Annotated in this window: 12 protein-coding genes; 7 read left to right on the top strand and 5 right to left on the bottom strand. The window is 55.7% G+C overall.

Translation table 11 applies throughout. The annotated features are described in order from the left end of the window. Positions 1–48: 48 nt before the first annotated feature. The 4 genes from DK510_RS08165 to DK510_RS08150 all read left to right on the top strand — a co-directional run bounded on the left by DK510_RS08165 (position 49) and on the right by DK510_RS08150 (position 5,080). Positions 49–1,140 carry an extracellular solute-binding protein gene (locus DK510_RS08165; protein ID WP_109311639.1) on the top strand — a complete coding sequence of 364 codons (1,092 nt, stop codon included), beginning with the start codon at positions 49–51 and terminating at the stop codon, positions 1,138–1,140. Positions 1,141–1,209: 69 nt separating this feature from the next. After that, positions 1,210–2,481: an ABC transporter permease gene (locus tag DK510_RS08160; RefSeq protein ID WP_109311638.1), complete on the top strand. Its 1,272-nt coding sequence runs from the start codon at positions 1,210–1,212 to the stop codon at positions 2,479–2,481. A 5-nt stretch (positions 2,482–2,486) separates the two neighbouring features. Beyond that, on the top strand, positions 2,487–3,698 hold the full coding sequence (locus DK510_RS08155) for an ABC transporter permease (protein ID WP_109311637.1): 1,212 nt from the start codon (positions 2,487–2,489) through the stop codon (positions 3,696–3,698). A gap of 161 nt (positions 3,699–3,859) precedes the next feature. Then, complete coding sequence (locus DK510_RS08150) at positions 3,860–5,080, top strand: aminopeptidase P family protein (RefSeq protein ID WP_109311636.1); 1,221 nt, start codon at positions 3,860–3,862, stop codon at positions 5,078–5,080. Positions 5,081–5,101: 21 nt separating this feature from the next. Here the strand turns inward: DK510_RS08150 and speB are convergent, their stop codons facing one another. Next, positions 5,102–6,076, bottom strand: coding sequence for an agmatinase (speB, locus tag DK510_RS08145; protein ID WP_109311635.1), 975 nt, complete (start codon positions 6,074–6,076; stop codon positions 5,102–5,104). 150 nt (positions 6,077–6,226) lie between these two features. Here speB and DK510_RS08140 point away from each other — a divergent pair, with 150 nt between their 5' ends. From DK510_RS08140 to DK510_RS08130, 3 genes are all read left to right on the top strand, one after another. Continuing rightward, complete coding sequence (locus DK510_RS08140; protein ID WP_160116484.1) at positions 6,227–7,069, top strand: glycosyltransferase family 25 protein; 843 nt, start codon at positions 6,227–6,229, stop codon at positions 7,067–7,069. A 126-nt stretch (positions 7,070–7,195) separates the two neighbouring features. Beyond that, the gene (locus tag DK510_RS08135; RefSeq protein WP_199913459.1) at positions 7,196–7,564 is read left to right on the top strand and encodes a group 1 truncated hemoglobin; all 369 of its coding nucleotides are present in this window, start codon (positions 7,196–7,198) and stop codon (positions 7,562–7,564) included. After that, entirely contained in the window at positions 7,561–8,619 is a 1,059-nt protein-coding gene (locus DK510_RS08130; protein ID WP_109311633.1) for an adenylate/guanylate cyclase domain-containing protein, read from the top strand. The genes DK510_RS08135 and DK510_RS08130 overlap by 4 nt, the downstream gene beginning before the upstream one ends. 8 nt (positions 8,620–8,627) lie before the next feature. Here the strand turns inward: DK510_RS08130 and DK510_RS08125 are convergent, their stop codons facing one another. From DK510_RS08125 to metA, 4 genes are all read right to left on the bottom strand, one after another. After that, positions 8,628–9,242, bottom strand: coding sequence for a TetR/AcrR family transcriptional regulator (locus DK510_RS08125; RefSeq protein WP_058271885.1), 615 nt, complete (start codon positions 9,240–9,242; stop codon positions 8,628–8,630). A 103-nt stretch (positions 9,243–9,345) separates the two neighbouring features. Beyond that, positions 9,346–10,215: a polyphosphate kinase 2 gene (gene ppk2 / locus DK510_RS08120; RefSeq protein ID WP_109311632.1), complete on the bottom strand. Its 870-nt coding sequence runs from the start codon at positions 10,213–10,215 to the stop codon at positions 9,346–9,348. A 49-nt stretch (positions 10,216–10,264) separates the two neighbouring features. After that, on the bottom strand, positions 10,265–11,257 hold the full coding sequence (locus DK510_RS08115; protein WP_109311631.1) for an alpha/beta fold hydrolase: 993 nt from the start codon (positions 11,255–11,257) through the stop codon (positions 10,265–10,267). Beyond that, the gene (gene metA / locus DK510_RS08110) at positions 11,208–12,125 is read right to left on the bottom strand and encodes a homoserine O-succinyltransferase (protein WP_109311630.1); all 918 of its coding nucleotides are present in this window, start codon (positions 12,123–12,125) and stop codon (positions 11,208–11,210) included. Before metA ends, DK510_RS08115 begins: the two co-directional genes overlap by 50 nt. Positions 12,126–12,135: the final 10 nt, after the last annotated feature.

The raw sequence follows: 12,135 nt of genomic DNA, 5'->3' as shown, positions 1-12,135 counted from the left end.
GGCCCAACCAAAAAGATCAAAATTAACGGGAATAACAGGGAGTTAACGATGAAAGTAACAAAAACCACTCTTATGGCAGGTGCTATCGTGGCAGTTGCCGGCGCTGCATCAGCCGAAGAAATGACAATTGTCTCTTGGGGCGGCGCATACTCCAAGTCGCAGCTGAAAGCATATCACGAGCCCTATTCCGAGAAGAGCGGCGTCACGATCCTGAACGACGACAGCTCGGCCGAGGCGGTTGCGAAACTGCGTGCTATGAACGAAGCGGGTAACGTTACCTGGGACGTGGTCGACGTTGTGGCGGCGGACGCAATTCGTCTGTGTGACGAAGGTTTGGCGCTGGAAATCGATCCGGACACCATGTTGGCACCGGCACCCGACGGAACCTCGGCTGCTGATGATTTCGGTGACTTGCTTGTCAGCGAGTGTTTCATTCCGCAAATCGTTTACTCGACTACATTCGGGTATCGTACGGATCTGGTGGGTGACACACCGCCGTCGGATGTTTGCGCAGTCTTCGATCTGGAAGCCTATCCAGGCAAGCGTTCACTTGAAAAGCGTGCCATCAACAACATGGAATGGGCTCTGATTTGTGACGGCGTGGCAAAAGACGACGTCTATGACGTGCTGGCGACTCCTGAAGGGCAGGATCAGGCCCTGGCCAAGCTAGGCACCATCAAAGACAACGTTGTCTGGTGGTCCGCAGGCGCGGACACGCCGCAGTTGCTGGCGGACGGCGAGATCATCATGGGTTCGACCTATAACGGTCGCCTGTTCAGCGTGATCGAAGAGCAGAAGCAACCCGTTGCAATGCTGTGGGATGCTCAGATCTTTGATCTGGACGGCTGGATTATTCCTGCTGGTCTGAGCGAAGAGCGTCAGAAGCGCGCGCTGGACTACATCATGTTCGCAACCGATACGCAGCGCCTGGCGGATCAGGCCAAGTACATCTCGTACGGTCCGGCCCGCGCATCTTCGGCGCCGCTGGTGGGTCAGCACGCGGACCTGGGCATCGACATGGCACCTCATATGCCGACCGATCCTGAGAACGCCAAGAACACGTTCCTGTACAACTACGAGTTCTGGGCTGACTATCGTGATGATATCGAAGCAAAGTTCCAGGCTTGGCTGGCGAAGTAATCGCTGATTGAACCAAAAAACCAGCCGGGGCCAAGTTAGGCCCCGGCGTCAAAAAATCAGGGAACGCAGATGAGCGACGCAACTCAATCAGGTCCGATGTTGGCGGCAGATGGTACGCCGCTGAAGAAATCACTGGCGCGTTCATTGCGTCGGCGTAAATTGCGGGCGTTGGCTCTGGTTGCGCCACTATTGCTATTTGTACTGCTATCATTCGTCATACCTATCATTTCCATGCTATTCCGATCGGTCGAAAACGGGATTGTCTCAGAGACACTTCCTTTGACAGTCGTTGAGTTACAGCAATGGGACGCAGAGAGCGGGGAATTGCCGGACGAAGCTTTGTATGAAGCATTTATTCGCGACATGGTCGTTGCCGTTGACGCCAAGCAACACACAAGACTGGGTACCCGCTTGAACTATGAGCAGACGGGTATGTCGTCGATGTTCCGAAAATCTGGACGCCAGATCAAGCGGTTGGATCCGGAAGCTGACGCTCCGTTCAAGGAAAAACTGATCGAAATTCACGATGGTTGGGGGGACGTGGACACCTGGCGCGTGATCAAGACGCACGCGGTGCCGATCACCAATGGATACTTTCTGAACGCTATTGATATGCAGCGCACACCCGAAGGGGCGCAAGCGCAACCCGAAGATAAGCGCATCCTCATCAAGCTGTTCGGCCGGACATTGTTCATGTCGCTGATCATTACCGGGTCCTGTATTCTGCTGGCCTATCCAGTTTCTTACCTGCTGGCCAATCTGCCGATGCGGGCTTCAAACATGCTGATGATTTTGGTGCTGCTGCCATTCTGGACCTCGCTGCTTGTGCGCACCTCCGCCTGGAAAGTGATGTTGCAGCAGCAGGGCGTGATCAACGAAACGCTGGTATGGCTGGGGTTTGTTGCCGATGATGCGAGGCTGGTGATCATCAACAATCAATTCGGCACGATCATTGCGATGACGCATATCCTGCTGCCGTTCATGATCCTGCCGATGTATTCGGTCATGCAGACGATTCCGCCGTACTACACCCGTGCGGCCAAATCCATGGGCGCCACCAACTGGACGACCTTCTGGCGGATTTACTTCCCGCAATCGATACCGGGTATCGGCGCGGGTTCGATCCTCGTGTTCATTCTTGCCATCGGGTACTACATCACGCCCGAGATCGTTGGCGGCACCAAAGGTGTCTTCATTTCGAACCGGATTGCGTACCACATCTCATCCTCTCTGAACTGGGGACTGGCTGCGGCGCTGGGGACGATCCTGTTGGCGGTCGTTCTTCTACTCTACTGGTGCTACGACAAGATCGTCGGCATTGATAACGTCAAGCTGGGATAAAGAATATGGCTGCACTTACACCAATATCCCGCAAACCGTTGTCGGTGGTTCTGCCGGCTGTCGCAATCGCCGGAGGATTTCTGGGCATGTTCGTCGGAGCCGGGCAGGACAACGTTCTGCTGGGCATCCTGATCGGTGCTGTTTTGATGGCAGGGCTGGCATGGCTGTATATCAATGTGCTGGATAACGAACGCGTTGCGCGCTGGATTACGATTCTGGGTCTTGCTGCAATTGGATTTTTCTTTGCAGGCATTACAGGCTTGATCGTCGGGCTGCTAGCGGGGTGGTTCTTCGCCTTCTTCATCTTCTGGCTCTACGAGGGGCGTTATCGGCAAAAGTTGCTGCCTTACATGACGGCTGGTCAGGTGTTGTGGCATTTTACTTTCCGGGTGATCTGCGGGGCAATCTTCGTGTTCCTGATCACGCCGATCCTTGTGGTTCTGCCGCTGTCTTTCAATGCGCAGGACTTTTTCACCTTTACGCCCGAAATGCTGCGTCTGGACCCAGAAGGGTATTCGCTGAAGCATTACCGCGACTTCTTCACAAACAATGAATGGCAGCGTAGCTTCAAGAACTCGCTGATCATCGCACCAATTGCGACCATCATTTCGGTATCGCTGGGCACTCTGGCGGCGATAGGTCTCAGCCAGTCGCATGTTCCGGGGCGTCGGGCCATTATGGGCATTCTGATCTCGCCAATGATCGTTCCGCTGATCATCTCGGCCACGGGTATGTTCTTTTTCTACAGCGACATCGGCCGCTTTTTGGAAGGTACGCTGGGCATGAACAAGAACTTCGTCGGCTATGTGAAAGTCGTGCTGGCCCACGCGGTTCTGGGGATTCCCTTCGTCATCATCACGGTGACCGCAACGCTAGTCGGGTTTGACCAATCCCTGACGCGGGCTGCTGCGAATATGGGTGCAGGTCCGGTGCGGACGTTCTTCAAGATCCAGATGCCGCTGATTTTGCCGGGTGTAATCTCGGGCGGATTGTTTGCCTTCATCACTTCGTTTGACGAAGTTGTGGTGGTTCTCTTTGTCGGATCAGCCAGCCAAAAGACATTGCCTTGGCAGATGTTCACCGGCCTTCGTGAACAGATCAGCCCGACCATTCTGGCCGTTGCGACCATCCTTGTCGTGATCTCGATCGCGCTGCTGACCACGGTCGAACTGCTGCGGCGGCGGTCTGAACGCCTGCGGGGTCTCACCCCGGCTTGACGCGACTCAAAAGCTGATTTAGCGATTTCACCATGTACCCCGGTCACGATGGCGTCGTGACGCAACGCGGGATGCATGGCTCTCGGATCCCGAGGCCGCTCGTCCTGAACGCCGGGACTTGTGGCCGGGCGATGCCAGTCCGGCGTTGAGGAGAGTCAAAGATGAAAGATATGAACAACCGCCCCGAGTTTTTCACCTGCCACAACGGTGACAAAGCGCCGTTGCCATTCAGCCGGGCTGAATACGACCGTCGCCTTGCCAGCCTGCGCGCGACCATGGCGGCAAGGGACATTCCCGCAGTTCTGCTGACGTCGATGCAGAACATCGCTTACTACTCGGGCTTCCTGTACTGCTCGTTTGGCCGCCCCTATGGCTGTGTTGTAACGCAGGATGCTTGTACTACGGTTTCGGCCAATATCGACGCCGGGCAACCCTGGCGCCGGTCGGTCGAAGAGAACGTGATCTACACCGATTGGAAGCGGAACAATTACTGGCGCGCTGTAGCCAGCCTGATCGGCTCTGCCCGCCGGGTCGGTATCGAGGGTGACCACATGACCCTGACAATGCGCGACACTGCGCTGGATATGCTGGGGGCACCGGAACTGGTCGATATCGCGCCTGATACGATGGCTGCACGGATGGTGAAATCAGCCGAAGAGATCGAACTGATCAAAGGTGGCGCGCGTACTGCGGATGTTGGTGGCGCAGCCATCCACGCCGCGATCCGTGAAGGCGCGACCGAGATCGAGATCGCCATGGCCGGGCGTGACGCGATGGAGGCCGAGATTGCCCGCGCCTATTCGGATGCCGAATACCGCGACACATGGGTTTGGTTTCAGTCAGGCCTGAACACGGATGGCGCACATAACCCGGTCACCAAGCGCGCGTTGGAAAAGGGAGATATCCTATCCCTGAACACTTTCCCGATGGTTTCAGGTTATTACACAGCGCTGGAGCGCACTCTGTTCCTAGGCGAACCCGACGCCGATAGCCTGCGCATCTGGAAAGCCAACGTTGCCGCGCATGAGCTGGGCCTGAGCTTGATCAAGCCGGGTGCGACCTGCTCTGGAATCTGTGAAGAGATTAACCGCTTCTTCGCTGACGAAGGCCTGCTGCAGTACCGTTCATTCGGATACGGCCACTCTTTCGGGATCCTCAGCCACTATTACGGGCGCGAGGCGGGGCTGGAGCTGCGCGAGGATATCGATACGGTTTTGGAACCGGGCATGGTCGTTTCAATTGAACCGATGCTGTGGATTCCAGAAGGTCAGAAGGGTGCAGGTGGATACCGTGAACACGACATTCTGGTGGTCGAGGAAACCGGTGCCGAAAACATTACCGGCTTCCCCTATGGCCCTGAACACAACACGATCAGTGCATGATCTATGCGGCAGGAAGGGCGATCAGCCCTTCTTGCCACGTTCGTGAAAGATGAACCCGATGAAGTTCAACAGAACCTGCGCTGCCAGAATCTGCGTGCTCTCGGTTGGGTCGTAATTCGGAGCCACTTCGACAAAGTCGATCCCGACTACGTCTCCGCGTTTCGGAAGCCCCTGAATTATCTCCAAGACATCATAGTACTGGAACCCGCCGTGGCTGGGCGTGCCAGTGCCAGAGGCGATGGACGGGCAGAATGCGTCGATATCAATCGTGACATAATACCGGGCGCCTTCTGGGATGCGCGCCAACACGCCATCTGTACCGAGCTTGCGCACTTGCCGAACAGACAAAATGTCCGACCCACGGGCGCGGGCGTCCTCATATCCTTCTTTGGCGGTTGACGACACGTTCCGGATGCCCAGTTGCGTCATGCCCGAAACATACGGTTTTTCAATTGCACGCCGCATGGGGTTGCCGTGTCCGGCGGTCACGCCATGCCGTTCGTCCACGAAATCCAGATGCGCATCAATTTGCACGACGTGGATAGGCCCGTTTTTCTCGCAATCGTTTTCGAAGGCGTTGATGCAGGGAATATTGACCGAGTGATCGCCGCCGATGGTGACGGGCAGGGCGCCTGCGTTCAGCATCTTTTCAACACCGAACTGGATGTTGGCGTGGCTTTCCTCGGTTTTGGTGTGGATGATATCCGCGTCGCCGATATCGACCATCCGGACCGAGCCATCCAAGTAAGTGGCATCATCCTCGTGGTCATATGCGCCGGCATGGCCGAAGCTGAACAGAGTTGACGCTTCGCGCACCGCACGCGGTCCAAACCGAGCGCCGGATCGCCACTGAGTTCCGAAATCAAAAGGCGCACCCATGACGGCGACGTCAGCATCGATTTGATCCCAATCCTCGACGTACGGAGCTTTGCCAAAGGTCGATATGCCCACAAACGGCAGGTTCAGGCGACCGCCGGAATATCCATGAGACGTCATTGCAAGAATCCTGTTTATTGTTTTCCCAGCGCAGCTTAATCGGGACTTCTAAATCAGGATAGGCGAAACCGGATACATATTGCTCAAGCGCGGACTTGATTGTCCGCCTTGCCAGTGTGTATCTGGCGTAACTGCTTGAAAGGAAACACCGTGGGACGTCACGAACTGCCACCAGAGACGGGTGCCTTTTTTATCAATCTGGATCGGGTCCCAGTGCGCCGTGACTTTATGGAAGCGCAGTTCAATCATGCAGGCTTGGTGGGTGCCACCCGGTTTGGCGCGACGGATGCCCAGATACCCGGAGTGGTGGACGCCAGTGGCTATGTTGCTGGAACGGGCACTCGCTGGGGTTTGACGCAAAGCGAAATCGCCTGTTTCGAAAGCCATCGCGCGGTATGGCAGGCGGTCGTGGATCAAAACCTGAGTGCGGTGGCCATTTTCGAAGATGACGTCGAAATGTCCATGCAGGCAGGATCTGTGATTTCAGCACTGATGGCGGACCCAGATGCCTTTGACATGGTGAAGCTGGACTATTCCCCCAAATCTCTTCGATTTGGGCCAGAGATGCATATCGCAGGCCTCACCGTCCGGCCCATGTTGGAGATGGCCCCGAGTGCGGCCGCCTATGTGCTTTCTCAGCGGGCCTGCCAGAAACTGCTGAATTGGTCCGAAAAGTATTCGGATCACTTGGACGATTTCGTCTCCATCCCACGGTCGGATTGGCGGATGTATCAGTGCTTTCCGGCTGTTGGGGTGCAGATGATCTGGTCGAAACAGCAAGATCACACGGTCGAAGAGGTGAAGGTCAGCGAACGATCCCAAGACCAGAAAACCAACAGCGGGCTGGATAAGGGGCCGCTTTGGTTCCGCCTTCGGCGGGAATTGGTCGCGGCGCGGCGCAAGCTGTATTGGCGCGTGGGGGGCCAGACGCGATTGCTGGAACAGGGGGGATACGTCGGGTTCATCCCCTGCGCCGACGATCTGAGCGTGTGAATTCATGTCTCAACACGCCACCTAAATGGTCGCCCCGCAGTGCATCCGCGTCATAAGCGTTAACAAAACTGTCAATATGATATAACCTCGTGACGTTAGTGGTGAATAACGTTTGGGTTATGTGTCGTGGGGCAGACAATTTACGAAAGATACGGTGGCTTCAAAACGATCTCGCGGATCGTGATGACCTTTTACGAAATGGCGTTGGAGTCCGATCAGATCGGCGGTCATTTCGAAGACATTGATATGCCCCGGTTGATTGATCATCAGACCAAGTTTGTTTCGTCCCTGGTTGGTGGACCTGCATCCTTTAGCGATGACAGGATCGAGGCGGTTCATCGTCACCTGAACATCTCTCACGCAGATTTTGACGAGATGGCCGCGCTTTTCAGCGAGGCCCTGTCGATGCATGGAATGGAAGACGCGCATATAAAAATTGCCCTTGATGCCATCGAGTCAAAACGAGCCATCATCGTGGCACGCGACGCCGCATGAGTATTCTGGCCATAAACGAACAGTTGCTCCGCGCGATCGGTGTCGGCGTCGCTGTTGTGCGGGCTTCGGATTTGGGTTTCGTGTTTCACAACGGTCCATTTACCGAGTGGTTTGGGGCACCGGCCGAAGGTCAGACCCTGTTGGATTATTTTCCCGACCTTGATCCAAAAGAGCTTGAAGACGTCAAGCAATCCGGCTTGCGCTATTCGGTCGAGCTGCAGGTCAAGCCCAAGCGCCGGACACTGATATTCGCAGTCGCAGTTTCATTGGCCAACGGCCTTTCCGAACAGGTGCTGGTGGTCGAATTTCAGAACATCACCCGCATTCGCGAGCTTGAGAGCATGATCGACAGTTATTCGACCATGGTCGAACGGAATACGCGCGAATTGGAACGCGAGAAAGAGCGGGTCGAACGGTTGCTGTTGAACCTCATGCCCCGCGCTGTGTACGAAGAGTTCAAGACCTTTGGTGTCGTTACGCCGCAGCTCTACGATCAGGTCTCGGTCGTGATGCTGGATTTTGTGGGCTTTACGGATTTTGCGGCAAAGACCGACCCGACTGTAACACTCAGCGAGTTGAACGATGTCTTTACGGCCTTCGACCGGATCGTCGAACAATATGGCTGCGAACGGATCAAAACTATCGGGGACGCTTATCTGGCGGTTTCCGGTATGCCGGACGCAACGCCGGATCATGCGACGGCCGTGGCCCATTGTGCGGTCCGGTTCTTGCGATATCTCGAACGGCGCAACGAAAGCCATCCGCATAAATGGCAGGCTCGGATCGGTCTGGGAATGGGGCCGGCTGTCGGCTCGGTCGTGGGTATTCAGAAATACGTCTACGACGTGTTTGGTCCGGCCGTGAACATTGCTTCACGCCTGCAAGTCTTTGCAAACCCAATGAATATTGTCGCCCCGGAAGAGATGAAATACGCATTGATTGACGAGTTCCAGGTCTCGGATATTGGGCCGGTGGATATCAAGGGCATGGGGCAGATGGATCTGATTAACGTCACCTCGGGCCTTAGTGTTCCGGCACCAAGGCCCAGGTTCTAGCTCGAACCTCAATCGTCCTGCGGAACCAGACCTAAACCCCGCAAATATATTCCAATGCCACTTTCCAACAGATCCTCTGGCGGGAATGGAGAGCTGGCACCTGTGTTTCGGGCATAAAGCTCAACAACGCCATGGCTCATGGCCCAGATATGAGCACTGAACATCGACGCGGGCGGGCGTTTTTCGGGGGGGATATGCTGAGAAAGGTCTGCAGCCGCTTTCTCCAGGACGCTTTTGGCCCGGTTCGCGGCCAGCGCCAATTCAGGCGTTCGGTTAACGGAAATCCCGCTTTCGAACATGGCGATGTAGTGACCAGGGTGCTTGCGGGCAAAAGCCAGATAAGCCCGACCGGTTGCCTCAAACGCAGCAAGGGCCGAGGGTTGGCCCGTGTCGTAGGCGTACTGCATCAAGTCGGCAAACATCTCGAAACCCTGCCGGGCGGCCTCGGCAATCAGGTCCTCGCGTCCCTGAAAGTGCCTGTATACAGCTGCAGGCGTTACACCCGCGGTCTTTGCGGCCTCGGAAAGGGTAAAGCCTGTCGGACCTTTTTCTTCGATCAGCGAAAGAGCGGCCTCGATCAGGGCTTGCTTGAGATTGCCGTGGTGATACCCGCGTTTCGCCATGCCTGTGTCACGAGCCTTTTTGTTTAAGTTCCGGGGAACCAAGACATAATCCACGCCTGCCGGTTCGTCCAACCCTTGGCAGCAATGGAGCGCGAAAATGTCATCACGCGTCCAACACCTCGGGTCCGCCGCAAATCAGTGGATCGATCTTGCCAATAGCCTTCTTGTCTTTTTCATCATATTCCAGCGCGTGCAAAACAGTTCGTATTGCCGCGATGCGGGCGCGTTTTTTGTCGTCTGAGCGAATGATGGTCCAAGGGCAAAGGTCTGAGTGACTGCGGGTCAGAGTTTCCGAAATCGATTGCGTGTACTCGTCCCACTTACCAAGCCCCGCAATGTCGATTGGGCTAAGTTTCCATTGCTTTAGCGGATCTGTCTCACGTGCCAGAAAGCGGTTCAGTTGCTCCGCGCGCCCGACGTTAAGCCAGAATTTGAACAGTTTGATCCCGTCATTCACCAGTCCGGTTTCAAGCGGCAGAACTTGCCTGAAAAAACGTTCGCGTTCTTCGGGTTCGCAAAAACCAAAGACGTTTTCGACCACACCGCGATTGTACCAGCTGCGGTCAAAGAACACGATTTCGCCTGCCGCAGGCAGATGTTGAACGTAACGTTGGAAGTACCATTGGCTGCGTTCGGTATCAGAGGGTTTGCTCAGCGCCACGTTGCGGGCGCCGCGTGGATTTAGGTTCTCGCGAAAACGTTTGATCGTACCACCTTTTCCGGCGGCATCGCGGCCTTCGAAAATGATCGCAACGCGGTTGCCTGTTTCCCTGACCCAGGATTGCATTTTGACCAGCTCGATCTGCAGCAGATCCATTTCCTTTTCGTAATCCTTACGCTTCATTCTTTCTTCGTAAGGATATGTCGGGTTCAGGATGTCGTCTTTCTTTGCGTTTTCAATGGCTGATCGCACCTCTTTCGGCGCGTCCTTGCGGAAATACTTTTCAATGGAACCTTTTTCCGAACGGGCCATTAGCTACCTCGCCATAAAATCCATATCCTACTATGGATTAGCTGGCGGTTTAACGCAAACCCGCTCGGTCGGCCGCGCGGTCGATTGCTGAGGCAACCTCGGGGGCGGCCACAACCTGCGGCATGTGACCAATACCCGGAAGCTCGATCAGTTCCGCGTCGGGGATTTGGTCGACCAGTTGTTCTGCATGCCAGGCAAACTTGACAGTGGTGTCAGCCGTTCCGTGAACAACTTCGGTCGGTACGGAAATTTCCCCATAGCGGGGTTGCAGGGCGCGAACTTCGTCCAGCAGGTTGGCCCGTTGCTTGGCATTCGCATTCATCGAGGCGCGTCGCATCGTCAGGCCGGGGCCGAAATGCTGAGCATACCCTGCGGGTGCCTTCTGCGGGGCAAAGACTTTGTCCAGCGCTTGTTCCACGTACCATTCAGGGACAAACGCGGTGATCAGGGGCAGGGCCAGCGTGTTGCCCGCCTCAGTCGACGCCAGCTTGTTGAAACCGTCCAGTGGCGTCTCCCACGGGATTGCAGCCGGTGCGATCAAAACAAGGGCAGAAATGTTGTCGGGCCGGGTGACCGCCCAAGCCAGCGATACGGATCCGCCATAGCTTTGCCCTGCAACAATGGGTTTTTCCGCGCCCAACTTGGCAGCGGCCTTTTGCAAGATTAACGCTTGCTCCTCAATGGTTTCGCCGTTCGAATTGAAGCTGCCGCTATAGCCCAGACCGGGTCGGTCGAACACGATCACACGGAAGTTCTCGGCCAGGATCGGTGCAAGAGCAAAAGTCATGTCACGGGTATTACCGCTGGACCCGTGAATCAGAACCACATCGGGGCCGTCGCCCATGACCACCGCATGTACGGCGATACCGTCGACCATCACCATTTCACCCTCGGGAGGGAAACGAGCCTCAGCCGCAGCTTCGTTCTGTGCTGCGCGCCAGACGGTCAGCAGGATCAGACCCGATAGAACGAGGCCAAGGAATATCAGAACTTTAATGACCAACGTCTTCCATGTTGAACGGGGTGGACTGGTAAATCTCATTGATCCAGTTGCCGTACAGCAGATGCGCATGGCTGCGCCATCGGTTTTGCGGCGGTTGTGATGGATCGTCGTCTGGATAGTAGTTCATCGGCACGTTGATGGGGGTCCCGTTCGAGACATCGCGATCATATTCCTGCTTCAACGTATCACTGTCATATTCGAAATGGTTGAAGATATAGATCGCACGATGCGAAGGGTCCTCGACCAGACAAGGGCCGACCTCATCGCTTCCCAGCAATGTCGTCAGGCCAGGCGCTCTGTTGATCTCAGATTGGTTCATTGTGGTCCAGCGGCTGACAGGGATCACGCAATCATCTGAAAAACCGCGTAAAAACGGGGAAGAAGGGGCCAGATTCTGGTGCCGATAACAACCAAACGCCTTGGCATCGAGCGCCTGTTTGTCGATGCCGTGGAAATGATTGATCATCGCCATTCCACCCCAGCAAACGCCAAAGGTGGAATGGACGTTTGTCTGAGTCCACTCAAAAACCTTGGTCATCTCGTCCCAATAGGTGACGTCATCGAACTCCAGATGCTCGATCGGCGCGCCCGTGATGATCAGGCCGTCGAATTTCTGATCCTTTACCTCTTGGAACGGTTGATAGAACTCGGCCATGTGATCGGCGGCGGTGTTCCTGGTGCGATGTTCTGTCATGCGGATCAGCGACAGGTCTATCTGCAGTGGAGTCGCTCCGATCAGGCGCGCGAACTGGTTTTCGGTCTGAATCTTTTTGGGCATCAGATTCAGCAATCCGATCCGCAAGGGGCGGATGTCCTGACGCATTGCCTGATCCGCAGCCATGACCATGACGCCCTCTTTGGTGAGAACGTCGTAAGCGGGCAGGTCGGATGGGATCTTGATCGGCATTAGGTGCAAG

This window comes from Ruegeria sp. AU67 (assembly GCF_900312795.1).
GTDB classification, from domain to species: Bacteria; Pseudomonadota; Alphaproteobacteria; order Rhodobacterales; family Rhodobacteraceae; genus Ruegeria; species Ruegeria atlantica.
Note: the sequence above shows the minus strand (reverse complement) of the source record. Positions and strands in the feature narration are given on the sequence as shown.

Coding starts and splice junctions, on each gene's coding strand:
- DK510_RS08165 (WP_109311639.1), top strand. CDS start 49: ATGAAAGTAACAAAAACCACTCTTATGGCAGGTGCTATCGTGGCAGTT.
- DK510_RS08160 (WP_109311638.1), top strand. CDS start 1,210: ATGAGCGACGCAACTCAATCAGGTCCGATGTTGGCGGCAGATGGTACG.
- DK510_RS08155 (WP_109311637.1), top strand. CDS start 2,487: ATGGCTGCACTTACACCAATATCCCGCAAACCGTTGTCGGTGGTTCTG.
- DK510_RS08150 (WP_109311636.1), top strand. CDS start 3,860: ATGAAAGATATGAACAACCGCCCCGAGTTTTTCACCTGCCACAACGGT.
- speB (WP_109311635.1), bottom strand. CDS start 6,076: ATGACGTCTCATGGATATTCCGGCGGTCGCCTGAACCTGCCGTTTGTG.
- DK510_RS08130 (WP_109311633.1), top strand. CDS start 7,561: ATGAGTATTCTGGCCATAAACGAACAGTTGCTCCGCGCGATCGGTGTC.
- DK510_RS08125 (WP_058271885.1), bottom strand. CDS start 9,242: ATGGCGAAACGCGGGTATCACCACGGCAATCTCAAGCAAGCCCTGATC.
- ppk2 (WP_109311632.1), bottom strand. CDS start 10,215: ATGGCCCGTTCGGAAAAAGGTTCCATTGAAAAGTATTTCCGCAAGGAC.
- DK510_RS08115 (WP_109311631.1), bottom strand. CDS start 11,257: ATGAGATTTACCAGTCCACCCCGTTCAACATGGAAGACGTTGGTCATT.
- metA (WP_109311630.1), bottom strand. CDS start 12,125: ATGCCGATCAAGATCCCATCCGACCTGCCCGCTTACGACGTTCTCACC.